Raw genomic sequence first — 19428 nt, 5'->3', positions numbered from 1 at the left:
GCCTACGAAGGCGATGGCATGCAAAGGCGCGAAACGAGGAAAAGAAGGGCGCAGCCGTTATGATATGCGTTCTTTTTATTTTGCCGCCCAGCCGCGATGTCCAAAACCAGCGCTCCGAAAGCCACGCCGCCCCGCATGTCCGATGTCGCCCGTCTCGCGGGCGTTTCGAAGATGACGGTGTCCCGCGTGATGGCAGGGCGCAGCGCGTCGGAGGCGACCCGCGAGCGCGTGCAGCGCGCCATCGACGAGCTGGGCTACGTGGCCGACGCTGCCGCCGGCGCGCTTTCCTCGGGACGCTCGTCGTTCGTCGCCGTGCTCGTGCCGTCGCTTTCCAGCTCCAACTTCTCGGACACTGTGAGCGGCCTGACCGCCGTGCTCGAACCGCAAGGGCTCGAACTGCTGATCGGCGACACCGACTACTTCCTCGATCGCGAGGAGCGTCTCGTGCGCCAGATGCTGCGCCACCAGCCGCGCTGCATCGCGCTCACGGGCGCGCAGCATACGGACGCCACGCGCACGCTGCTGCAGCGCTCGGGCGTACCGGTCGTCGAAATGTGGGACCTGCCGACGGAGCCGATCGACATGGCCGTGGGCTTTTCCAACGTGAGCGCAGCGCGCGAGATGGTGCGCTATCTCGCGGACAAAGGTCATCGCCGCATCGGCTTTCTTGGCGGCGCGGGCGACCTGGACCGGCGCGGCCTCGACCGGCTCAAGGGCTTTCAGATGGAGATGAAGGCGCTCGGGCTCGAAAGGCACCGCGTCGTGCAACTCGGCGACTCGCCGGTCACGATGAGCCACGGCGCACCCGCCATGGCGGAACTGCTCGAGCGCTGGCCCGACACACAGGCCGTGATGTGCGTGAGCGACATGTCGGCGTTCGGCGCGATCATGGAGTGCCAGCGGCGCGGCCTCAGCGTGCCCCGCGATATGGCGGTTGCCGGCTTCGGTAACTTCGAGATCGCGGCGTGCTGCCATCCGGCGATCACCACGATCTCGGTCGATGCCTACGGCATTGGTCAGCGCACAGGCGAGGCGATCGTCGCGGCCCTCGCGGCAGTGGACGGCGCGAGCGCGTCGCATCCCTTGAAGACACGCATCCAGTACGCCGTCATGCCGCGCGAGAGCGCTTGAGCACGCGACGCGAGCGTGCTCAAGCGCTCGCGTCGTTAAAGTCCCTTGGCGATGCGCTGCGCCATCTCGACCACCGCGATGGCGAGCCGCTTTTCGCGCCGCGCGTCCAGCCGCTCCAGCGGCAGGCTCGCGCTGACCGCTACACGCTTGCCGAGCGCCGTCACGCCGACGAACGCCGCGAAGCACGCGATGCCCGCCGTCACTTCTTCCCGCTCGTGCGCGAGGCCCGAGCGCCGAATCGCCGCGAGCGCCGCAATGAGGTCCTGCTTGCGCGTGATGGTGTTGGCCGTCACAGCGGGCAGTTGGCGCGGCAGGATGGCGTTGACCTCATCATCGGAAAGACTGGCGAGCAGCGCCTTGCCCAGCGCGCTGCAGTGCGCGGGCAGCCGCGAGCCGAGATCGGAGACGAGACGCACGGGTCGCGCGGGGTCCTCGCGCGCGAGATACACGACCTCCGCGCCGTCCAGCACCGCAAGCTGAACCACTTCGTTATGCGTCGCGACGAAAACGGTCGCTTCCTGGCGGAAAACTTCCTGGAGCCGATCGTGCCGCACGTAAGCGCTACCTAGCTCGAACAACGTGAGACCGACGATATAGCCGTCGGCGCGCTTTTCGATCCAGCGGCGGCGCTCGAGCGAGTCGAGCATCAGGTAGAGCGTGCTGCGCGAGAGGCCGGTGGCCTGCGCGATTGCCGCCGCGCGCATCGGGCCTTGAGCGTGCGCGAGCACGTCGAGAATATCGTGTATGCGCCGGAGCGCCGGGACTTCGTAGGGTGAGGACATGGAGCTGCGTGCCGGGTTTGCCGGCAAAAGATCATCCAACAGGCTGGAAATACTAACACCATGTTGGATGCGCGCATGAGCGCATCGACATTTCTCAGCGGCATCGTTCCTTGGTATCGTTGCACACACGCATCAACGGGAACGGTTTGAACGCCATGGCGCGCGAGGCGCGCCGCATGTTCGGGAGAGTTGCGAAAGATGAAGTATTCGAATCTGGTCGAGCGGTTGCAGGGCCGTCGCACGACAGCGTGGGAGATCCATCACGCGGCGGTGCAGGCCGCTGCGCGTGGCGAGGACGTGATCGTGCTGAGCGTGGGCGACCCCGACTTCGGCACGCCCGCGCCCATCGTCGAGCGCGCCGTGGCCGCGCTGCGCGAAGGCGATACGCACTACTCGGCCATCATGGGCCGCGAGCCGCTGCGCGAAGCAATTGCTCGCGAGCATACGCAGCAAAGCGGGCGCGTGGTCGGGGCGCACAACGTGATTCTCTGCGCGGGCGCGCAGAACGGCTTGTTCGCATCGTCGCTCTGTTTGCTGGAGGTCGGCGACGAAGTGCTCGTGCCCGAGCCGATGTACCTGACCTACGAGGCCGCGATCCGCGCGTCGGGCGCAACGCTCGTGCCGGTGCCCGTCGATCCCGGAAACGGTTTTCATCTCGACTGTGACGCGCTCGATGCAGCGGTCACGCCGCGCACGCGCGCGATCTTCTTCGCGACGCCGTGCAACCCCACCGGCGCGGTGATGCCGCGCGCGCACCTCGAACGCGTCGCGCAACTGGCGAAGCGGCACGACCTGTGGGTGCTCTCCGACGAGGTCTACGCCGACCTCACGTTCGAGCGCGAGCACGTCAGCATCGCGGCGCTCGACGGCATGGCGGAGCGCACGGTCACGCTCGGCAGTCTCTCGAAGTCGCATGCCATGCCGGGCTGGCGCCTCGGCTGGGTGATCGCGCCGGAAACGATGATCGCGCATCTGGCGCGGCTCGCGCTCTGCATGCTCTACGGGTTGCCCGGTTTCATCCAGGAGGCGGCGATCACGGCGCTCGACAACCGCGCGCAGATCGTCGCTGAAATGCGCGAGATCTATCGCCGCCGGCGCGACATCGTCTACTCGCGGCTGGCGGGCGTACCGGGGCTCGAGTGCCTGTTGCCGGAAGCGGGCATGTTCATGATGATCGACATCCGCGGCACAGGCCTCGACACGCACGCGTTCACCTGGCAGCTGTTCGAAGCGCAGAAGGTTTCCGTGCTCGACGCGAGCGCGTTCGGAGAGACCGCAAACGGCTATGTGCGGCTGGGTTTCGTCGTGGACGAAGCGAGGCTCGTCGAGGCCTGCGAGCGGATCGCGGCGTTTGTCCGGGAGCGCGCCGCAGCCGCGACGCGCTAGCGGGTCTTTCGCCGGGCACGCAGCAAACGCGGGCAAGCTCAGCGTTCGCCGTCGAAAAGATCGTTGAGCATCTCGTCGAAGGCGGCCTGGGCGTCTTCCAGTTCCTGGAGCGCCATGTCGAAGGTCTGCAGTGCGAACTGCGACGGCTTGCCGTCGCCTTCCGGCGGAAACTGCGATTGCAGCGAGGTGAACGCCGACTTGACGCGCTGGGTCGCGGTCAGGACGCGCTCCATGGCGGCGGCTTCTTCGGCTCGTGCCTGTTCTGGGGTCATCGAAAGCTCCGTTATTGCGTGAATGGGTTGGGTGCGTTCAGGGCAGGGGCAGTCCGCCCTCGGCCTTCACTTCGCGCAGCGACAGCGCCGATTCGACCGAGGTGACACCGGGCAAGCTGCGCAGCTGGTCGCGCATGAAGGTGCCATAGTCGTCGAGATCGCGGGCCACCACCTGCAAAATATAGTCCGCCGTGCCGGATACGTTGTGGCACGACAGAATGCGCTCGATCGCCAGCACCTCGCGCTCGAAGCGGTCGGCGAGCGCGCGGTCGTGCACGGCGAAGCGCACCGAGACGAATCCCACCACGCCATAGCCGAGCGCGCGGCGCGACAGCACGGCCCGGTAACGCTCGATATAGCCCTCCTGCTCGAGGCGTTTGAGGCGCCGCGCGCACGGCGTTTCGCTCAGGCCCACCGTTTCGGCGAGGCGTGCGTTCGGCATGCGCCCATCGGTTTGCAGCGCGCCGAGGATCGCCCGGTCGAGTTTGTCGAGGTCGCTCATGATGGCTGGGGAATTCTGGTGCAGATTCGGAAATCTTAGCGCATTCCACCAATATCTGGCGAAAGTGGTATGAAAATCGCCAGAAATCGCTCTGCGTGTAGCGGCAAGATAGAGCCTCTTTCACGCGAGCCCACCATGATTTCCGCCCACCTGCTGTTGATGTTCATTGTCGCGCTGATTATCGTCTGCGCGCTGCCCGGCGCCGACATGGCGCTCGTGATGCAGACCAGCATGAGCCGCGGCACGCGCAGCGGCTTCGCGGCGGCCTGCGGCCTGGGGCTCGCGCGCGCGACCCACGTGACGCTGTCGGCCTGTGGTCTCGCGGCCTTGCTGCGCAACGCGCCGTGGCTTTATGAAGTCGTGCGCTACGTGGGGGCAGCGTATCTCACGTGGATCGCCGTGCAGATCTTCCGCGCGCCGGCGTTCGCGATGCCCGAACACGAGGGCGGGGCGGTGGCGCGCCCGCGCCGCGCCGATTTCGCCAAGGGCCTGCTCACGAACCTGCTGAACCCCAAGGCGTTACTGTTCTGCTCGGTGCTGCTGCCGCAGTTCATCCGACCGGAGGCGGGCTCGGTCTGGCTGCAGGTGTCGGTGCTGGGCGTGCTGCTGGTTGCCGTGTGCGCGCTCTTCGACGTGATCTATGTGCTGGGCGCCGTGCGCATCGCGGTGTGGCTGCGCGGCAATCCGCTCGCGCAGACGGTCCAGAAGTGGGCGTTTTCGTCCGCGTTGATCGGCTTCGCGCTGCGGCTTTCGCTCGATTGAAGCCGCCGCCGGCAAAGGCGGTTGCAAGAAGGCGTGCGGCGCGCGAGGCGCCGCACGCTTTTTTTTATTGCTCGTGTTTCGCGGCGCGCGTTAGCGCCCGCCAAGATAGTCGAGCTTGCCGAGTTCCACGCCGTTGTGACGCAGGATGTCGTAGGCCGTGGTGACATGGAAGAAGAAGTTGGGCAGCACGAAGCCCAGCAGATAGCTCTGGCCCGTGAACTCAATCGGGCCACTGCGCATCTTGAGCGTAATGCTGCGCGCTTCCGTGCCGTCGATCTGCTCCGGCTTGAACGTGTTCAGATACTCGATGGTCTTCTGGATACGGGCGTGCAATTCGTCGAAGGTGACCTCGACGTCCTCGAATTTCGGGGCCTCCACACCGGCGAGGCGCGCCGCGCAGCCCTTTGCGGTGTCGGTGGCGATGTGGATCTGACGCATGAGCGGCAGCATGTCGGGGAAGAGCCGCGCGCCCGTCAGCACGGAGGGGTCGATCTGCTTTTCCGCCGCGTGCGCCTGCGCCTTGCCGATGATGTTTTGCAGATTGGTGAGGCCGCGCACGAGCACGGGCACCGATGCTTGATACATGGAAATGGACATGGGGTTTCCTCGTTTCTTCGAATGCGCGCGATACGCTCCGCTTTGGAGCTGACCGGGCGGCCCATTATGCGCTATCGCGTCGCGTGCTGCCATCGGCCAAATGGCCAGCATGAGCGCGACGGCCAGGCATCTGGGCGGGCGCATGGATTACCTGGGATTACAGAGCAAAAATTCCTTGTCAAACCTCGAGGTTGCGAGCGCTTGCGGCGAGGCGCTGGGGGCTGGCGCGCGATGTGCGAAACAGCATGCCCACGGGCCGATGTGCGCAATTGCCCTGACAATATTTGATTGTGGTTTAATAGCCCGGCACCAACCATCCATTGCGCATCGTGCTGCACGATGCGATCAACCATGAACGCAGAAAAGGCAGCAATACGCCGCATCGCGCGCCGCATGGCAGAAGGCAGTGTTTGTCGCACTGGCGCGTCGCACTGGCGCGCGCGAGTGTTGCGTGTCTCGCTGCTGGCGCTCGCGACTGGCAGCGCGGCACAGTCCGCATTCGCGCAGGATCCTCGGCTACTCGATACGCGCGTCACACAGGAATCGGTGACGGACACGATCTGCCGTCCGGGCTACGCCGACACCGTGGCGCCGCCGTTCGACGAGACCATGGCACTGAAGGATCGCATGCTCGCGGCGCGCGGCATCGACGCCGACGACGGTGTGGGCTACGCGCTCGACCGGCACGTGCCGATCGTCCTCGGCGGGTCGCCGGACGCCACCGCCAACTTCGATCTCATCCCATGGGGCGGCCACGCCGGCGAGCGCCGCAAGTCGCTGCTCACGGTGCGCCTGAAGCGTTGCGTGTGCGCGGGGCGCATGACGCTGGCCCAGGCGCAGGCCGCGATCACCGGCAACTGGGTGCACCAGTACGATCGCCTCACCCGCATGGAGTGCGGCGGGTCGGCGGACGAAACGACCTCGGCAAGCCGCGACGACGGGTCCTGAAGCGCAGTTTCGCGCGCACTTTTCCTCCCTCGGGCACGCTGATTGCGGCCAGAGCACACATGGGCAGCAGACAATCGGGCGGCAACGGTTAGCGATCTGGCGCCAGACAATATGCCGCAGCGCACCGCTCAGCAAATGCGACTATGCTGACATTCATCAACAACAGGGAGTCACAACAATGCTTACGTCCAGCCTTTTATTGCTTGGCGTCGCTGCCGTGCTGGGCCAGGTGGCGTGGACCCGTGCTCGCGCTCGTGCGAGCCTGCAGCCCGTGCGCGTACGCGCGACGCAACCGCGCCGGTTCCGCTAAACGCTGCACGTCGGGTCCGAAAATCCCGCGAGGTAGGCCGTCATGCATCTGACCGTCTGGAATGTTCCCGAAACCTGCAGCGAGCAGGACGTGCGCAGCTTTTTCGAGCGCGAACTCGGCAAGTACGCCAAGGGCATTACCGTTTATGACGCGGGCACACCCAACGCGCACGCGGACGTCGAACTCGATTCCGAAGTGCCCTACGTGGCCGATGCCGTGGCGCGCGAGCTTCAATCCCGTCGCCTCGCAGGCGTTGCGCTGAGGGTGAGCGCGCCGCCGTTCGAAGACGAAGAGCCGCCGCAACGCAACTGAGCCGTTCGCGCCGCGCTTCAGCGGCCGTCGTCGGCGCGGTCGTACGGTGCATAGGGCAACGCCCGCTTGTGGCGCGTCGACTCGTAAAAGCGAAAGATCGTCTCGTACGTGCGTTCGCTCACCGGCTTACCTTCCAGAAAGTCGTCGATCTCGTCGTAGCCGATCCCGTAGGCGTCTTCGTCAGGATGCAGCGGGCGCAACGTTTCCAGATCTGCAGTTGGCGTTTTCTCCACCAGCGTGGCCGGGACGCCCAGCGCCCGCGCGAGCGCGCGCACGCGGCGCTTGTTCAGGCCCGCGAGCGGCAGCACGTCGGCGCCGCCGTCGCCGAACTTCGTGAAAAAGCCCATTAGCGATTCCGCCGCGTGATCCGTGCCGATCACCAGTCCCGCTCGCGCGCCGGCCACCGCGTACTGCGCGATCATCCGCTCGCGCGCCTTGATGTTGCCGTGGAGCTTGTCCTGCTCGCTTCCGTCGGCGAAGGCGAGGCCGCTTGCCGCGAGCGAGGCGAGCATCGCGTCGGCGGCGGGGCGCATGTCGACGGTCAGAATTTCGTCCGCCGCGATGAAGGCGAGCGCGGCGGCGGCGTCCGCTTCGTCGCGCTGGGTGCCGTAGGGCAGACGCATCGCGATGAAACGTGCCGACGTCTGGCCCTGCGCGCGCAGCCTTTCCACGCTCAGTTGCGCGAGGCGCCCCGCCGTCGCGGAGTCGATGCCGCCGCTGATGCCCAGCACGAGCGTGTGCAGCCCGCTCGCCAGGAGGCGCTGCCCGAGAAAGCGCACGCGCTGCTCGATTTCGGCATGTGCGTCGAAGTGTGCGGCGACGTTCAGCTCGGCGATGATGCGGTGCTGGCGGGCGAGGCGATCGGCTTCCGGGTTGGCGTCCGATTGGGGGAGCATGAGCGGTTCCTCAATTGGCTGCACACGCGACATACGCGCGCAGTCTGCGTTGTCTGGTCTAATGTCGGCTGGTCGTGGCGCTGTCAGTGACGCCGCATGGCACGGCGCCCGACGTATCCGACTTCAGACAAGACGCACAATCGGCCGGACTCACGATGAACGACAATTTTTCGCGGCGCATGGGCGCTCGCGTACGCGGTGGCGTCCGGGGCGACGCCCCGAAACTTCCCCATCATAGAACGCGGTGGTTGGGCGCACCGGCGCGCCGCGCAATAGCGACCGTACTCTGCACCTTGTCTTGCGCTTCGTGGGCGGCAAGCGCCGCTTACGCCTCCGATGCCGCGACGGCTTCCGGCGCTCACGTTACCTCTGGCACCGTGCGCAGCGCGCCGGCGCAGTCGGCGTCGAAGCCGGCCGCTTCGGGTGCATCCGTTGCATCGGCTGCTTCGGGCGCGCCGGCGGCTCGGCCGGTTGCCACAGCGGCGTCGGCAGCTTCCGCTGCTTCCACGCCCGAGCCTGTTTCGGCGGCCTCGGGCGTTTCGAGTGCGTCTGCCGCTTCGTCGGCACAGCCGGCTTCCGCGGCCTCGGCCGCGTTGGCCGCTTCCGCGCCTCCCGCGCTGGTGCTGCCCGTTCACCGGATGCTCACGCCGGAGGAAGCCGCAGAGGAAACCCGCGGCGCGCTCGAAATGCGCAAGCGCTTCGCGCGCGACGTCAACCGGCGGCTGCATGTGCCGCTGGCCGAGCAGCGCGCCTACGGCCAGCGCCTGCAGGCTGCGCTCGACGAGAAGAACCTCGGCGCGCTGGCGGGCGAGTTCGTTATCCTCGTCGATCGCAGCGCGAATGTGCAGGCGCTCTTCATCTACTTCCGCGCGATGCCCGACGAGCCGTGGCTCATGATCGGCGCGTCGCCGGTCGCGACGGGACGCCCCGGCGAGTACGACCACTTCCTCACGCCGCTCGGCGTGTTCGAGCACACGCCGCTGAACATGGACTTCCGCGCGGAAGGCACCATGAACCAGAACAACATCCGCGGCTATGGCCGGCGCGACATGCGCATCTATGACTTCGGCTGGGTGGACGGCGAACGCGGCTGGGGCAAGGGCGGTTATTCGCAGATGCGCTTCCAGATGCACGCCACCGACCCCGACCGCCTCGAGCCGCTGCTCGGCATCCGCCACTCGAAGGGCTGCGTGCGGATACCCGCGACGCTCAACGCGTTCATCGACCACTACGGCATCATCGACGCCGAATACCAGGCGCTGGTCGATGCGGGCAAGTCGCTCTGGGTGCTCCACTCGGACCGCGAGATCACACCGTGGGCGGGACGCTTCGTCGTCGTGGTCGATTCGGAGCGCAAGACGCGTCCGGCGTGGTCGCCCGCACCCGGCGGCAAGGCGCGTGCGAAGGTGCCGGCCGGCGCCGACACCGCTGACTAAGCGTGTCATCCGGGCGGTCGCGCCAGCGCATGCGCTACGCGCGCCGCGCGAGCAGCACGCCCGCTAGCGCGACGCCGAAGCCCGCCATTTGCACGGGCGTGAGCGTTTCGCCGAACAGCAGCCAGCTTTCGAGCGCCGCAAGCGGCGGCGCGAGAAAGAGCAGCGCCGTGGCGCGGGCGGCGTCGCCGTGGCGCACCATCCATACGAGCAGCGTCACGCCCACGCCCGAGAGCATCGCGATGCCCCACGCCAGCGAGAACCACAGGGTCGGCGTGGCGATCCAGCGCGTCTCGCCGAGCACGAGCGCGAGCACGGCGGCGACGATCGCCGCGCCCAGATTCTGCACGGCGCTCGCGCTGCGGATGTCGGCTTGCGCGAGCGACGTCTTCTGATAGAGCGTTCCCGCCGTGATCGATCCGACCGATACCACCGCGACCACCACCACGAGCAGCGGATTCGCATGAGCGTGCATGGGCGCGGTCGCGGCAGCGGCGTCCGCGATCGCGCCGCCGCCTGCGTGCATCGCGGCATACAGCTTCGGGCTCAGCACGAGCACGACGCCGGCGAGCCCGAGCGACATGCCGGTCCAGCGCAGCGGCGGCAGGCGCTCGCCGAACGTGCGTGCCGCGATGGTGGCCGTCAGGAGCGGCTGGAGCGCGCCGAGGAGCGCCATCACGCCCGCGCTCAAACCTTGCGCGACCGCCCAGTAGCCCGCGCCCAGATAGACGCCCTGCAGGAGCGCGCCGGCGAAGAGATGCTTGCCGATTTCGCGTCCGCGCGGCCAGGGCGCGCGCATGACCAGCGCGACGATCGTGAACAGCGCCGCCGTGCCTGCGAAGCGCGCGAGCAGGAACAGGTTGGGATCGGCGTAGGGCGCAATGGCGCGCGCGACGACGAAACCCGTCGACCACAGGAAGACGAAAAGGGTGGGTGCGAAGGTGGCGAGCATCGGTGTCGAAGTGGACGCGCGCTGACGCTGCGCGCGGAGAAACACGAAAGGCTCGGAGTATCGCGCAACGTGAGGGTGGCGGTCTTGTTCAGGACTGCACTGGTCCGGGCTGGCGCCGCTAGATGAGTTGAATGCAACTAACTGCCTAGCCCGTGCCACGCCAGCCAATGCAAACGACGTCAAGGCGGAAACGCTAGCGGCCGCTAGCTTCCAAACAATACCGCGGTCACGCCGATCAAGCCGCCGCAGAGCGCGCAGGCGAGCAGCAGCGCGCGCGTGCGCCGATGCTCGCGGCGCCAGGCATCGAGCAAGGCGGCCTGCTGCGCGGCCTGTCCCGCAGCGGGCCCGTGTCCGCCGCCCTTCGCTTGATGTTCGAGGAAGCGGAACACCATCTGCGGCACGCGCGGGGCGATTTGCGCAAGATGGGGCAACTCCTGCGAGAGTCGCCGGATCCAGCCCTGGTGGCCGAGATCTCGCCGCGCGATGTCGGCGAGCGTGTGCCGTGCGATGCCCCACGCGTCGACGCCCGGATGAATCGAGCGGGCCAGCTGCTCGGCCTGGCCGAACGCGCGCTGCGCCGCCACGAGGCGCGGCGAGACTTCGCCTCCGAACGGCTGCACCGAATGCAGCAGATGATGGAACAGCGCACCCGCGCTGCGCTCGTCGGTGTCGCTCGCGAAATGCGCTTCGCTGCGCGTGCGCAATTCGGCCTCGATCTGCTCGGTGCGTGCATGCGTGGGCACATGACCGGCCACGTGATGCAGCGTGGCGAGCCGGCCGTAGTCCTGTTCGAACAACGCGGTCGCACCGTGCACGAAGAATTCGCGTTCAGGCGAAGAAAGGCTCGTCATCAACGCCGCACCCGCGAGCACGAGGCGGCCGCGCGTCTCGGGTTCGACGCTCACCGCGACCCGGCTGGCGTCGAGGGCCGCATGGAAGAACCCGTGCTCGAACGCCTGGCGCGTGACCACTTCGATCAGATGGGCCGCCACCTGCGTGACGTTGATGTGGTGTTCGGCAAGCCCGGCGATGTCGGTCGCGCGCACGGTGTCGATGTGCTGCACCGCGATCGTCTGGGGGGTGCAGAGGTCCCAGATCACGTCCGGCACGACGATGCGCGGATCGTCGCCAAGCTGGTGGCCGCTCTGGCTCAGGTTGGCGGCCTGGGCGCGCAGGTCGAAGCGGTGCTGCAGATCGTCGCGCAGCGCCTGCGCGAGCGTGTGCAACTGCAGCTTGCGCGCGGCGCGGGAAAAGCGCTCTATCCAACGCGCCACGGCGCACAGGAGCGCGGCGTCGTCGTCGACTTCCTGGACCTGTTTGGTGCGCAGCACGCGCAGCGTGATCGTCTGATGGCCGTTCACCGGCAGCGCGAGCCGCGCGATGTGCGTCTGCTCGCACCAGCCGTTATGGGCCGGCTTGGGGTCGATCCACGTGAACACCGTTTGGGGCGGCTTGCCGAGCGCGGCGCGCAGCGTGGTATCGAGCGCCTCGCCCGCGAGGGGCTCTTCGAAATGCTCAATGGCGTCGATCGCGTCGTGCAACGTCGCGCCCGCGAGTTCGGGGCGTGTGGCGAGCGTTTGCGCGAAGGCCGCGGCAAGCGGCGCGAGACGCGGCAGCGAACCGTGCAGGCGCGAGGCAAGGCGCGGGTCGCCGTGCAGGTTCGAGGCGAGCGTGAGGAACCAGTGCAGCTTGTGATGCTCGGGCGCGGCGAGCCAGATCAGCCTGAAGCCATAACGCAGTGCACAAAACAGCAGACGCAATTGACGAAGTCGTGAACGCATGAATTTCAAGGGTCATCGCGTGAGCGCGCGGTCCCCACGAGATTAGCAGGGATGGGGACGCGATGGCAGGGCAGTCTCGTTCTGCGCATGCGTAATACAATACGGCGGCTTTTCCCGGATTCACGTCGGACTCACATCATTCCCAGCGTTTTTTCCACGCACGACCCCGCGCCCACCGAGATGCTCGCAGAACAACGTCACCAATACATCCTCTCGCAAGTGAACCGGACAGGCGCGCTTTCCGTGGCGGATCTCGTGCGCGAACTGCGCGTCTCGCGCGAGACGATCCGGCGCGACCTCAATACGCTCGCAGAGCGAGGGCTGCTCGTCACGACCCACGGCGGCGCGCTCTCGAGCGACCGCCGGGAGCCCGATCTAGACGTGCGTGAAGCCGCCAACGCGAGCGCCAAGCGCGCAATCGGCGAACGTGCGGCGGAGTTCGTGCCCGACGGCGCCTCGGTCATCATCGATTCGGGCAGCACCACGCATGCGCTCGCGCGCGCGCTCACGGACCGCCATCGGCTCACGGTGTATACCAACGACTGGCGCATCGCGCTGTTGCTCGGCCGCCGCAACGAGAACCGCGTCACGCTGCTGGGCGGCGAGCTGTCCGACCACGAGGAAGCCACCTTCGGCCTCGACACCGTGCAGCAGCTTGCCCAATACCACGCCGATTTCGCGTTCGTCGGCGCGGGCGGCATCACCGCCGACGGCTGGCTCACCGACTACTCGCGCATGGTCGCCGAGGTACGCAGCCGCATGCTCGCGGCCACGGCCTGCGCGATCGTCGTCGCCGACCATTCGAAGTTCGGGCGCGTCACGCCCGTGCGCATCAACGGCTTCGAGCAGGCGCGCTACGTCATCACCGAGCTTGCGCCCGAAAAGAGCATCGCGCGCGCGATTACGGCGCGTGGGCCCGAACTCGTCATCGCCTGACTCTTCCTGCGGCGCGGCGCGGCGCGCGCTGCGCTTGCCCGTCTACACGCCTGCATGGCTGCCGTCAGCACCTTCCCGGCAGAATTAGCACGCCTATGTGGCTTGTCGAATATAGGCGAATTGTGGAATTTTTTGACAAACGCCACAATCGTCATGCGCATGTCATCAAAACCTGTGATTCTTGCGGGGCCCGTCCAGATGGGCCGGTCAGCGAGGCGAGCGGCAATTCCGCGGCTTCGCCCGGCCGGTCGGTTCAGGTGGAAAGTGTCGGATTGTAGACAATCTGCAATCCGCGATACGAGACCACCGCGGGGCGGGCAATGACAGGCGGCGCAGTCCGCCGAAGTTCGGATTGTTCAGCTCAGTTCGATCCATTCAACAAACGCATCGGGTATCCCGAGCACCTGGTTTTGCCTTCGGAGAGTGACATGAACCACACGAATTCCCATCGCGCGGGTTTTGCACGCAAGCTGCTGCCGATCGCGGCCGCCGCGGCGCTTCTGGGCGCAGCAGCGAGCGCGCATGCCGCCGACGCCGTCGTGCTGTACACGGCCGACGGCCTCGAAAATCTCTACAAGGACGTGCTGCCGGCCTTCGAGAAGAAGGAAGGCGTCAAGGTCAACATCGTCACGGCGGGCAGCGGCGAAGTGGTGAACCGCGCGAACGTCGAGAAGGACTCGCCGAAGGCCGACGTGATCGTCACGCTGCCGCCGTTCATCCAGACGGCGCAGCAGGGCGGCCTGCTCCAGCCGTACCAGAGCGTGAACTACAAGAACGTGCCGACGATCGCGAAGGCGACCGACGGTTCGTGGGCGACGTTCGTGAACAACTACTTCTCGTTCGCGATCAATCCCGATGTCGTGAAGAACGAGCCGAAGACGTTTGCTGACCTGCTGCACCCGGACTACTCGGGCAAGGTCGCGTACTCGAACCCGGCCACGGCTGGCGACGGCATGGCCGTGATCATCCTCACGACCTCGCTGATGGGCGAAGACAAGGCGTTCGACTACCTCAAGAAGCTCGAGCAGAGCGCGAAGTTCCACACCAAGGGCACGGGCTACCTCGACGTGCTGCTCTCGCGCAACGAAATCGCGGTGGCCAACGGCGACCTGCAGATGGATCTCGACGACGCAGCCAACGGCGGCCTCTCGCTCAAGCCGATTTTCCTCTCGGCCGACGCTGGCGGTCATCCCACGACGTTCCAGCTGCCGTACGCCATCGGCCTGATCAAGAACGGCCCGAACCAGGCTGAAGGCAAGAAGCTGATCGACTACCTGATGTCGACGGACGTGCAGTCGAAGGTGCCGGACATCTTCGGTATTCCGGGCCGCACCGACGTGGCGCTCACGGGCAAGAACGGCGAAGCCGTCAAGCAGGCCATCCAGGGGGTGAAGCTGATCCCGGTGGACTGGAATCAGGTGATGGCGAAGAAGGCCGACTGGACGACGCGCTGGAAGACCGAAGTGATCGGCTCGTCGGGCAAGCAGCTCGAAGTCGTGAAGCCGAAGTAAGCAGCAGCAATTTGTAATTTTGTATGGGATGGGACCTGGTGCTTCCGCGCCAGGTCCCATCGACAGCTTTGCATAGGACCAGAGTCAGGCGCTTTGCATGGGACCGGAGTAAGGAGCTTTGCATGGGACCAGAGTAAGCGCTAAAGCGCCAACTCTGGTCGACAGCTAAAGCGCCAACTCTGGTCGACAGTTAAAGCGCCCACTCCGGTCGATAGGAGATGAACCCGGTGAATACCGCAAGCCTCGCGCCGGCCGGCATGGCCCGCGCGCTGCCGGATGTGTCCGGACTGACTGACGCCACGGACGCCTCCGGCGCTGCGGGCGTGCAGATCGACCACCTGAGCGTGCGCTTCGGCGCGCGTACTGTCCTCGACGATCTGTCGCTCACGATCCGACGCGGCGAACTGTTGACCGTGCTGGGCCGCAGCGGCTGCGGCAAGACGACCTTGCTGCGTTTCATCGCGGGGTTCATCGAAGCCGACGGACTCGCGGGCACGCTCACCGTGGCGGGCCACGATCTGACCCATGTGCCGCCGCATCAGCGCAACCTGGGTTTGCTGTTCCAAAGCTATGCGCTCTTTCCGCATCTCTCGGTGTTCGAGAACGTCGCGTTCGGGTTGAAGGCGCGCCGCGTACCGTCGCGCGACATCGCGCGGCGCGTGGCCGACGCGCTCAAGCTCGTGCAGCTCGGCGACGCGGGGCACATCATGCCCGCGCAGCTCTCGGGCGGCATGCAGCAGCGCGTGGCGCTCGCGCGTGCGCTCGTGATCGAGCCGGACGTGCTCCTGCTCGACGAGCCGCTCTCGGCGCTCGACGCCAATCTGCGCGCCTCGGTGCGCTCCGAATTGAAGGCGCTGCACGAGCGGCTGCCCGACCTGACGATCGTCTGTGTGACGCACGATCAGGACGACGCGCTCGTGCTCTCCGACCGTACGCTGCTCATGCGCGATGGCCACATCGCGCAGCTGGGCACGCCGCAGGAACTCTACGACACGCCCAACGACGCCTACGTGGCCCGTTATCTGGGCGCGGCGAACCTGCTGCCACCGAACGTCGCGTTCCCGGTGGGCGATGCGCGTCATGACGTGCGCGACAAGCTCGCATGCCTGCGTCCCGAAAGCCTGCGCATCGTGCCGCTCGGCGAAGGCTCGCTGCACGGCACGATCGAATCGGTCGAGTGGTATGGCTCGGTGCTGTCGGTGCCGGTGCTGCTCGACGCGATGCCGAACGAACCGGTGCTCGTCACCATGCAGCGCGGCCACGGCATGACGCCGGCGAAAGGCATGCGTGTGTCCCTGCGTTACGAGGCTGACGATGTCGTCCTTATCAACCCCTGATTCCGCCCAGGCTCTGCCCGGCGCCGATGCGCACGCGGCCGCCGTGCGCCGCCGCGAACGGCGTGCGCAATGGCATATCGCGTTTCTGCTCGTGTTCGTGCTCGGGCCGCTGGTCGTCTATCCGCTCGTGCGGCTCGTGCTGCTGAGTCTTTCTGGCGCGCATGGCTTGAGCTTCCACGCGTACGAGACGTTCTTCGGCAATCCCGATTCGCGCGGCGTGATCGCCACGACGCTGTGGATTCTGTTCCTGAGTGCGGGTCTGGCTTCCGTGCTGGGTGTCGCGCTCGCCGCGCTGCTGTTCTTCAAACCGTTTCCGGGCGCACAGCTCGTCACGCGTTTTCTGGAACTGTTCGTGGCGTTCCCGTCGTTTCTCGTCGCGTTCACGCTGATCTTTCTGTACGGCTCGCAGGGCTCCGTGAGCATCGGGCTGCAACGGCTCTTTCATTTGCAGGCGCCGCCTCTCGACTTCCTGTTCGGCATCGGCGGGGTAGTGCTCGCGGAAGTGGTGTTCTACGCGCCGTTCGTCGTGCGCCCGACGCTCGCCGCGTTCGCGCTGCTCGACATGCGCCTGATCGAAGCCGCACGCAGTCTCGGTGCGAACAGCCGCATGGTCGCCCTGCGCGTGATCCTGCCGCTCGCTTGGCCGGGTATCGCGGCGGGCACGATCCTGTGTTTTCTGCTGACGTTCAACGAGTTCGGCATTCTGCTCGTGCTCGGCAGCGCGCACCTCATCACGCTGCCGGTGGCGATCTACAGTTCGGCCACGGTCGACCTCGATCTGCCGACGGCCGCCGCAGGCGCCGTGGTCATGCTCGCGATGTCGCTTTCCCTGTATGCGCTGTATCGGCGCGTGAATCGACGCAGTCATGGAGGCGCGCGCAATGTCAACTAATCCCGTCGCCGGTTCCGACCGTATCGCGCTGCCGCCCAAGCATCTTCGCGCGCGGCCTGTCGAGCGCAGCCTCTTCTCGCGCATTGCCAGCGCGGCTCTGCTTGGCTTCGCGGCGCTGCTGTGCTTCTGGCTCTTCGTGTTGCCGGTGATCGTCGTCGCGCTGTCGAGCGTCGCGTCGCACTGGTCGGGCACGATCTTGCCCGACGGTTTCAGCACGCGCTGGTTCGAGCGCCTCGGCTCTACAGACTTCGATGCGCTCGCAACGAGTCTCGAAGTCGGCTTCGGCGTGGCGGTGCTCGGCACCGCGCTGGGTCTGTGGCTCGCACTCGCGCTCGAAGGACGCGACCGGCGCGGTTTGGGCGCGGTCGTCGACACGCTCGCGATGGTGCCCAACGGCGTGCCGAGCGTGGTGCTCGGCCTCGCAGTGTTGATCGCCTATCACAAGGCGCCTGTGGATCTGTCGAGTTCTGCTGCGATCGTCGTGTTCGTGCAGCTGGCTTTGGTGCTGCCGTTTTGCTATCGATGCGCTTCGGCCGCGCTGCGTCCCGAGCTGACCGTGCTGCGCGAAGCGGCAGCGAGTCTCGGTGCGCCGCCTTCGATGGTGCTGCGCCGCGTGGTGCTGCCGCAGCTCGTGCCGGCCATCCGCGCGAGTCTCGCGCTGGGCTTCGCGCTGTCGCTGGGCGAACTGGGCGCGACGCTCACGGTCTATCCGCCGGGGTTCGCGACGGTGCCGATCGTCGTGGTGGGCGCAGTCGAGCGCGGTTATTACCTGCCGGCATCGGCACTATCACTGGTCTTGTTGCTCGTCTCGCTGGGGGCGCTGCTGCTGATCGCGGCGCGTGTGCCGCGCCGGCGAGCGGACTGAGCGGATGGATGCCATGCGGTTCGATGCGCCGCAGGCGCGCAACAGACGGCCAAGGCAGGGCGTGCAAGATCCGATGAGCGATGAGCGTGCGAGTAGCGGCAACGCGGCCGATCCTGAGGCGTTGTCCGACATGACGCCGCTTGCCATGGTGCGCCAGCATTCGCTGACTGCCCTGGTGCGCGACGAGATCGAGCGACGCATCGCGGCGGGCGTGCTCGCACCCGGCGACAAACTCAACGAAGCCGACTGGGCGGCACGCCTCGCCGTCTCGCGCGGACCGGTGCGCGAAGCGTTTCGCGCGCTGGAGCAGGCAGGTCTCGTGCGCAACGAGAAACATCGCGGTGTGTTCGTGCGCAGTGTCGGCGCGGCTGAGGCTCAGGAACTGGGCGTAGTGTGCGCAGCGTTGCGCGAAGCGGCGTGCCGGATGCTGGCGCCGCGCATCGACGCGGCGCAGGTCGCGGAGTTGCGCGAGCATCTCAACGCGATGCGCGACGCGGTGGTCGCCGAGAAGGGTGAGGCGTTTCTGCAAGCGCGCGACGCGTTTCGCGCGTCGCTCTTCGCAGCGGCGGGCAACGCCAGGCTGCGCGAGACCTATGAGGGGACCGTGAGCGAATTGCGGCTCTCTTCGCAGCGTGCAGCACCGACGCACAGCGCAATGGATGCATCGTATGCGGGGCATCGGGCGCTGTTGAGCGCGCTCGCATCGCGCGACGCCGACGAATCGGCCAGGCGCATGCGCGAGTCCTGCGGCGACTGAGAGCGGAAGGAACGATGGACGGCGCTCAGGTGTGGGCCGTCGCCGAATTCACGTCATAGAGGAGTTGAAGAAGATGGCACTGAGCCTCGCGGATATTCGTGGGCTGTTCGAGACGTATGGTGCGTTGGCTTATAGCGGCGAACCGGTCACGCAACTCGAACACGCGCTGCAAAGCGGTGCGCTGGCAGAAGAAGATGGCGCGACCGAAGAACTGACCGCCGCGGCGTTCCTGCATGATCTGGGTCACCTGCTCAATCGTCAGGGCGAAACGCCGACCGAACGCGGCATCGACGATCTGCACCAGTACTATGCGTTGCCGTTCCTGCGGCCCGTGTTGCCCGATAGCGTGCTGGAACCGATCCGCCTGCATGTGGATGCGAAGCGCTACCTCTGTGCCGTCGATGAAGCGTATTTCGGCTGCCTCTCCGCAGACTCGGTGCGCAGCCTCGAATTGCAGGGTGGCATCTTCAATGAAGATGAGGCGCGCGATTTCGCTGCACGCCCCCACGCCGAAGACGCGGTGCGCCTGCGCCGCTGGGACGATCTCGCGAAGGTGGCGGGCAAACCGACGCCGGATCTCGACCACTATTTACAGCTCGTCGAACGCGTCATGCAACGCCACGTTTGAGGCGATTGCGCTCCCGCGCTTTTCCGATTTTCACGCGAGTCAAAAAACCGCTTGCAAGATGTCATCTGCGTGACTAGAATTCCGGTCTTTCGCGCTTTCGATGAAGGCGCGGGGAGACGGGAAGCCCGGGGCGAAAGCCTTGTGGTGACTGGGTCTGCGGGTGATTCGAAGTTGAGCGGCAGGTTGAACGAAGTAAAAAACCTGTTGACAGATCGCCAGACAGTCTTCATAATCTCGTTTCTCTGCTGCTGACGCAGCAACGCAGAAAGAAGCCGGTAGTTGAGCAGTTTTAACGGCAACTTCGCGATCGATCTTTAAAAATTTACAGCCGATAAGTGTGGGCGCTTGATGCGGTGGCGACCTGGTCTTGTTCTTCGGAATGAAGCCGGGAGCAGCAAAAGTATCAAGAGTCTCACACTAAAGTAAGTCAGGTTTTTG

At 66.3% G+C, this 19428-nt stretch carries 20 protein-coding genes; 13 read left to right on the top strand and 7 right to left on the bottom strand.

The genetic code is table 11. The features are described 5' to 3' along the window. Window positions 1–96: 96 nt before the first annotated feature. Window positions 97–1131, top strand: a complete 1035-nt coding sequence (locus AB3X98_RS31315; protein WP_368610367.1) for a LacI family DNA-binding transcriptional regulator — start codon at window positions 97–99, stop codon at window positions 1129–1131. Between the two features lie 35 nt (window positions 1132–1166). Here the strand turns inward: AB3X98_RS31315 and AB3X98_RS31310 are convergent, their stop codons facing one another. Continuing rightward, window positions 1167–1913 (bottom strand): IclR family transcriptional regulator, encoded by a 747-nt coding sequence (locus tag AB3X98_RS31310; protein ID WP_069261804.1) that lies wholly within the window; start codon window positions 1911–1913, stop codon window positions 1167–1169. 198 nt (window positions 1914–2111) lie between these two features. On the opposite strand from AB3X98_RS31310, the gene AB3X98_RS31305 reads away from it, so the two are divergent. After that, window positions 2112–3299, top strand: coding sequence for a pyridoxal phosphate-dependent aminotransferase (locus AB3X98_RS31305; protein WP_368607023.1), 1188 nt, complete (start codon window positions 2112–2114; stop codon window positions 3297–3299). Window positions 3300–3337: 38 nt separating this feature from the next. Here AB3X98_RS31305 and AB3X98_RS31300 read toward each other — a convergent pair whose 3' ends face one another. Together AB3X98_RS31300 and AB3X98_RS31295 are read right to left on the bottom strand one after the other, a co-directional pair. Then, complete coding sequence (locus AB3X98_RS31300; RefSeq protein ID WP_069261806.1) at window positions 3338–3571, bottom strand: hypothetical protein; 234 nt, start codon at window positions 3569–3571, stop codon at window positions 3338–3340. A 37-nt stretch (window positions 3572–3608) separates the two neighbouring features. Next, the gene (locus AB3X98_RS31295) at window positions 3609–4073 is read right to left on the bottom strand and encodes an Lrp/AsnC family transcriptional regulator (RefSeq protein WP_069261807.1); all 465 of its coding nucleotides are present in this window, start codon (window positions 4071–4073) and stop codon (window positions 3609–3611) included. A gap of 135 nt (window positions 4074–4208) precedes the next feature. Here AB3X98_RS31295 and AB3X98_RS31290 point away from each other — a divergent pair, with 135 nt between their 5' ends. Beyond that, on the top strand, window positions 4209–4835 hold the full coding sequence (locus AB3X98_RS31290) for a LysE family translocator (protein WP_342946668.1): 627 nt from the start codon (window positions 4209–4211) through the stop codon (window positions 4833–4835). Window positions 4836–4925: 90 nt separating this feature from the next. Here the strand turns inward: AB3X98_RS31290 and AB3X98_RS31285 are convergent, their stop codons facing one another. Then, entirely contained in the window at window positions 4926–5432 is a 507-nt protein-coding gene (locus AB3X98_RS31285; protein WP_069261809.1) for a DUF1993 family protein, read from the bottom strand. A gap of 351 nt (window positions 5433–5783) precedes the next feature. Between AB3X98_RS31285 and AB3X98_RS31280 the strand changes: the two genes are divergently transcribed. Beyond that, complete coding sequence (locus AB3X98_RS31280; RefSeq protein ID WP_368607022.1) at window positions 5784–6380, top strand: hypothetical protein; 597 nt, start codon at window positions 5784–5786, stop codon at window positions 6378–6380. Window positions 6381–6732: 352 nt separating this feature from the next. Then, complete coding sequence (locus AB3X98_RS31275) at window positions 6733–7002, top strand: RNA-binding protein (RefSeq protein ID WP_069261810.1); 270 nt, start codon at window positions 6733–6735, stop codon at window positions 7000–7002. Window positions 7003–7019: 17 nt separating this feature from the next. On the opposite strand, the gene nadE is transcribed toward AB3X98_RS31275, so the two are convergent. Beyond that, window positions 7020–7898, bottom strand: a complete 879-nt coding sequence (nadE, locus tag AB3X98_RS31270; protein WP_368607021.1) for an ammonia-dependent NAD(+) synthetase — start codon at window positions 7896–7898, stop codon at window positions 7020–7022. A 293-nt stretch (window positions 7899–8191) separates the two neighbouring features. On the opposite strand from nadE, the gene AB3X98_RS31265 reads away from it, so the two are divergent. Next, the gene (locus tag AB3X98_RS31265; RefSeq protein WP_368607020.1) at window positions 8192–9334 is read left to right on the top strand and encodes a L,D-transpeptidase; all 1143 of its coding nucleotides are present in this window, start codon (window positions 8192–8194) and stop codon (window positions 9332–9334) included. A gap of 34 nt (window positions 9335–9368) precedes the next feature. Here AB3X98_RS31265 and AB3X98_RS31260 read toward each other — a convergent pair whose 3' ends face one another. Together AB3X98_RS31260 and AB3X98_RS31255 are read right to left on the bottom strand one after the other, a co-directional pair. After that, window positions 9369–10283 (bottom strand): DMT family transporter, encoded by a 915-nt coding sequence (locus AB3X98_RS31260; RefSeq protein WP_368607026.1) that lies wholly within the window; start codon window positions 10281–10283, stop codon window positions 9369–9371. Between the two features lie 203 nt (window positions 10284–10486). Continuing rightward, a complete protein-coding gene (locus AB3X98_RS31255) occupies window positions 10487–12064 on the bottom strand; it encodes an ABC1 kinase family protein (RefSeq protein ID WP_368607019.1) in 1578 nt (525 codons plus the stop codon). A gap of 180 nt (window positions 12065–12244) precedes the next feature. Here AB3X98_RS31255 and AB3X98_RS31250 point away from each other — a divergent pair, with 180 nt between their 5' ends. The 7 genes from AB3X98_RS31250 (at window position 12245) to AB3X98_RS31220 (ending at window position 18990) form a co-directional block, all read left to right on the top strand. Next, window positions 12245–13000: a DeoR/GlpR family DNA-binding transcription regulator gene (locus AB3X98_RS31250; protein WP_069261815.1), complete on the top strand. Its 756-nt coding sequence runs from the start codon at window positions 12245–12247 to the stop codon at window positions 12998–13000. 428 nt (window positions 13001–13428) lie between these two features. Further along, window positions 13429–14511 carry a 2-aminoethylphosphonate ABC transporter substrate-binding protein gene (gene phnS / locus AB3X98_RS31245; RefSeq protein ID WP_069261816.1) on the top strand — a complete coding sequence of 361 codons (1083 nt, stop codon included), beginning with the start codon at window positions 13429–13431 and terminating at the stop codon, window positions 14509–14511. A gap of 218 nt (window positions 14512–14729) precedes the next feature. Beyond that, the gene (phnT, locus tag AB3X98_RS31240; protein ID WP_321931419.1) at window positions 14730–15848 is read left to right on the top strand and encodes a 2-aminoethylphosphonate ABC transport system ATP-binding subunit PhnT; all 1119 of its coding nucleotides are present in this window, start codon (window positions 14730–14732) and stop codon (window positions 15846–15848) included. Further along, complete coding sequence (locus AB3X98_RS31235; RefSeq protein ID WP_069261817.1) at window positions 15826–16740, top strand: 2-aminoethylphosphonate ABC transporter permease subunit; 915 nt, start codon at window positions 15826–15828, stop codon at window positions 16738–16740. Before phnT ends, AB3X98_RS31235 begins: the two co-directional genes overlap by 23 nt. Then, entirely contained in the window at window positions 16730–17605 is an 876-nt protein-coding gene (phnV, locus tag AB3X98_RS31230) for a 2-aminoethylphosphonate ABC transport system, membrane component PhnV (RefSeq protein WP_254320699.1), read from the top strand. The genes AB3X98_RS31235 and phnV overlap by 11 nt, the downstream gene beginning before the upstream one ends. A 73-nt stretch (window positions 17606–17678) precedes the next feature. Beyond that, window positions 17679–18362 (top strand): GntR family transcriptional regulator, encoded by a 684-nt coding sequence (locus AB3X98_RS31225; protein WP_368607018.1) that lies wholly within the window; start codon window positions 17679–17681, stop codon window positions 18360–18362. A gap of 73 nt (window positions 18363–18435) precedes the next feature. Then, the gene (locus AB3X98_RS31220; RefSeq protein ID WP_069261820.1) at window positions 18436–18990 is read left to right on the top strand and encodes a phosphonate degradation HD-domain oxygenase; all 555 of its coding nucleotides are present in this window, start codon (window positions 18436–18438) and stop codon (window positions 18988–18990) included. Window positions 18991–19428 lie beyond the last annotated feature (438 nt).

Source organism: Paraburkholderia sp. BR14312 (genome assembly GCF_040948675.1).
In the GTDB taxonomy this organism is placed as follows: Bacteria; Pseudomonadota; Gammaproteobacteria; order Burkholderiales; family Burkholderiaceae; genus Paraburkholderia; species Paraburkholderia nodosa_A.
The sequence above is the reverse complement of the archived record's forward strand: the minus strand, read 5'-3'. Positions and strand labels throughout refer to the sequence as shown.

Excerpts from the sequence above, each read along its gene's own strand:
- AB3X98_RS31315 (WP_368610367.1), top strand. The coding sequence starts at position 97 with ATGTCCAAAACCAGCGCTCCGAAAGCCACGCCGCCCCGCATGTCCGAT.
- AB3X98_RS31310 (WP_069261804.1), bottom strand. The coding sequence starts at position 1,913 with ATGTCCTCACCCTACGAAGTCCCGGCGCTCCGGCGCATACACGATATT.
- AB3X98_RS31305 (WP_368607023.1), top strand. The coding sequence starts at position 2,112 with ATGAAGTATTCGAATCTGGTCGAGCGGTTGCAGGGCCGTCGCACGACA.
- AB3X98_RS31300 (WP_069261806.1), bottom strand. The coding sequence starts at position 3,571 with ATGACCCCAGAACAGGCACGAGCCGAAGAAGCCGCCGCCATGGAGCGC.
- AB3X98_RS31295 (WP_069261807.1), bottom strand. The coding sequence starts at position 4,073 with ATGAGCGACCTCGACAAACTCGACCGGGCGATCCTCGGCGCGCTGCAA.
- AB3X98_RS31290 (WP_342946668.1), top strand. The coding sequence starts at position 4,209 with ATGATTTCCGCCCACCTGCTGTTGATGTTCATTGTCGCGCTGATTATC.
- AB3X98_RS31285 (WP_069261809.1), bottom strand. The coding sequence starts at position 5,432 with ATGTCCATTTCCATGTATCAAGCATCGGTGCCCGTGCTCGTGCGCGGC.
- AB3X98_RS31280 (WP_368607022.1), top strand. The coding sequence starts at position 5,784 with ATGAACGCAGAAAAGGCAGCAATACGCCGCATCGCGCGCCGCATGGCA.
- AB3X98_RS31275 (WP_069261810.1), top strand. The coding sequence starts at position 6,733 with ATGCATCTGACCGTCTGGAATGTTCCCGAAACCTGCAGCGAGCAGGAC.
- nadE (WP_368607021.1), bottom strand. The coding sequence starts at position 7,898 with ATGCTCCCCCAATCGGACGCCAACCCGGAAGCCGATCGCCTCGCCCGC.
- AB3X98_RS31260 (WP_368607026.1), bottom strand. The coding sequence starts at position 10,283 with ATGCTCGCCACCTTCGCACCCACCCTTTTCGTCTTCCTGTGGTCGACG.
- AB3X98_RS31255 (WP_368607019.1), bottom strand. The coding sequence starts at position 12,064 with ATGCGTTCACGACTTCGTCAATTGCGTCTGCTGTTTTGTGCACTGCGT.
- AB3X98_RS31250 (WP_069261815.1), top strand. The coding sequence starts at position 12,245 with ATGCTCGCAGAACAACGTCACCAATACATCCTCTCGCAAGTGAACCGG.
- phnS (WP_069261816.1), top strand. The coding sequence starts at position 13,429 with ATGAACCACACGAATTCCCATCGCGCGGGTTTTGCACGCAAGCTGCTG.
- phnT (WP_321931419.1), top strand. The coding sequence starts at position 14,730 with ATGAACCCGGTGAATACCGCAAGCCTCGCGCCGGCCGGCATGGCCCGC.
- AB3X98_RS31235 (WP_069261817.1), top strand. The coding sequence starts at position 15,826 with ATGTCGTCCTTATCAACCCCTGATTCCGCCCAGGCTCTGCCCGGCGCC.
- phnV (WP_254320699.1), top strand. The coding sequence starts at position 16,730 with ATGTCAACTAATCCCGTCGCCGGTTCCGACCGTATCGCGCTGCCGCCC.
- AB3X98_RS31225 (WP_368607018.1), top strand. The coding sequence starts at position 17,679 with ATGAGCGATGAGCGTGCGAGTAGCGGCAACGCGGCCGATCCTGAGGCG.
- AB3X98_RS31220 (WP_069261820.1), top strand. The coding sequence starts at position 18,436 with ATGGCACTGAGCCTCGCGGATATTCGTGGGCTGTTCGAGACGTATGGT.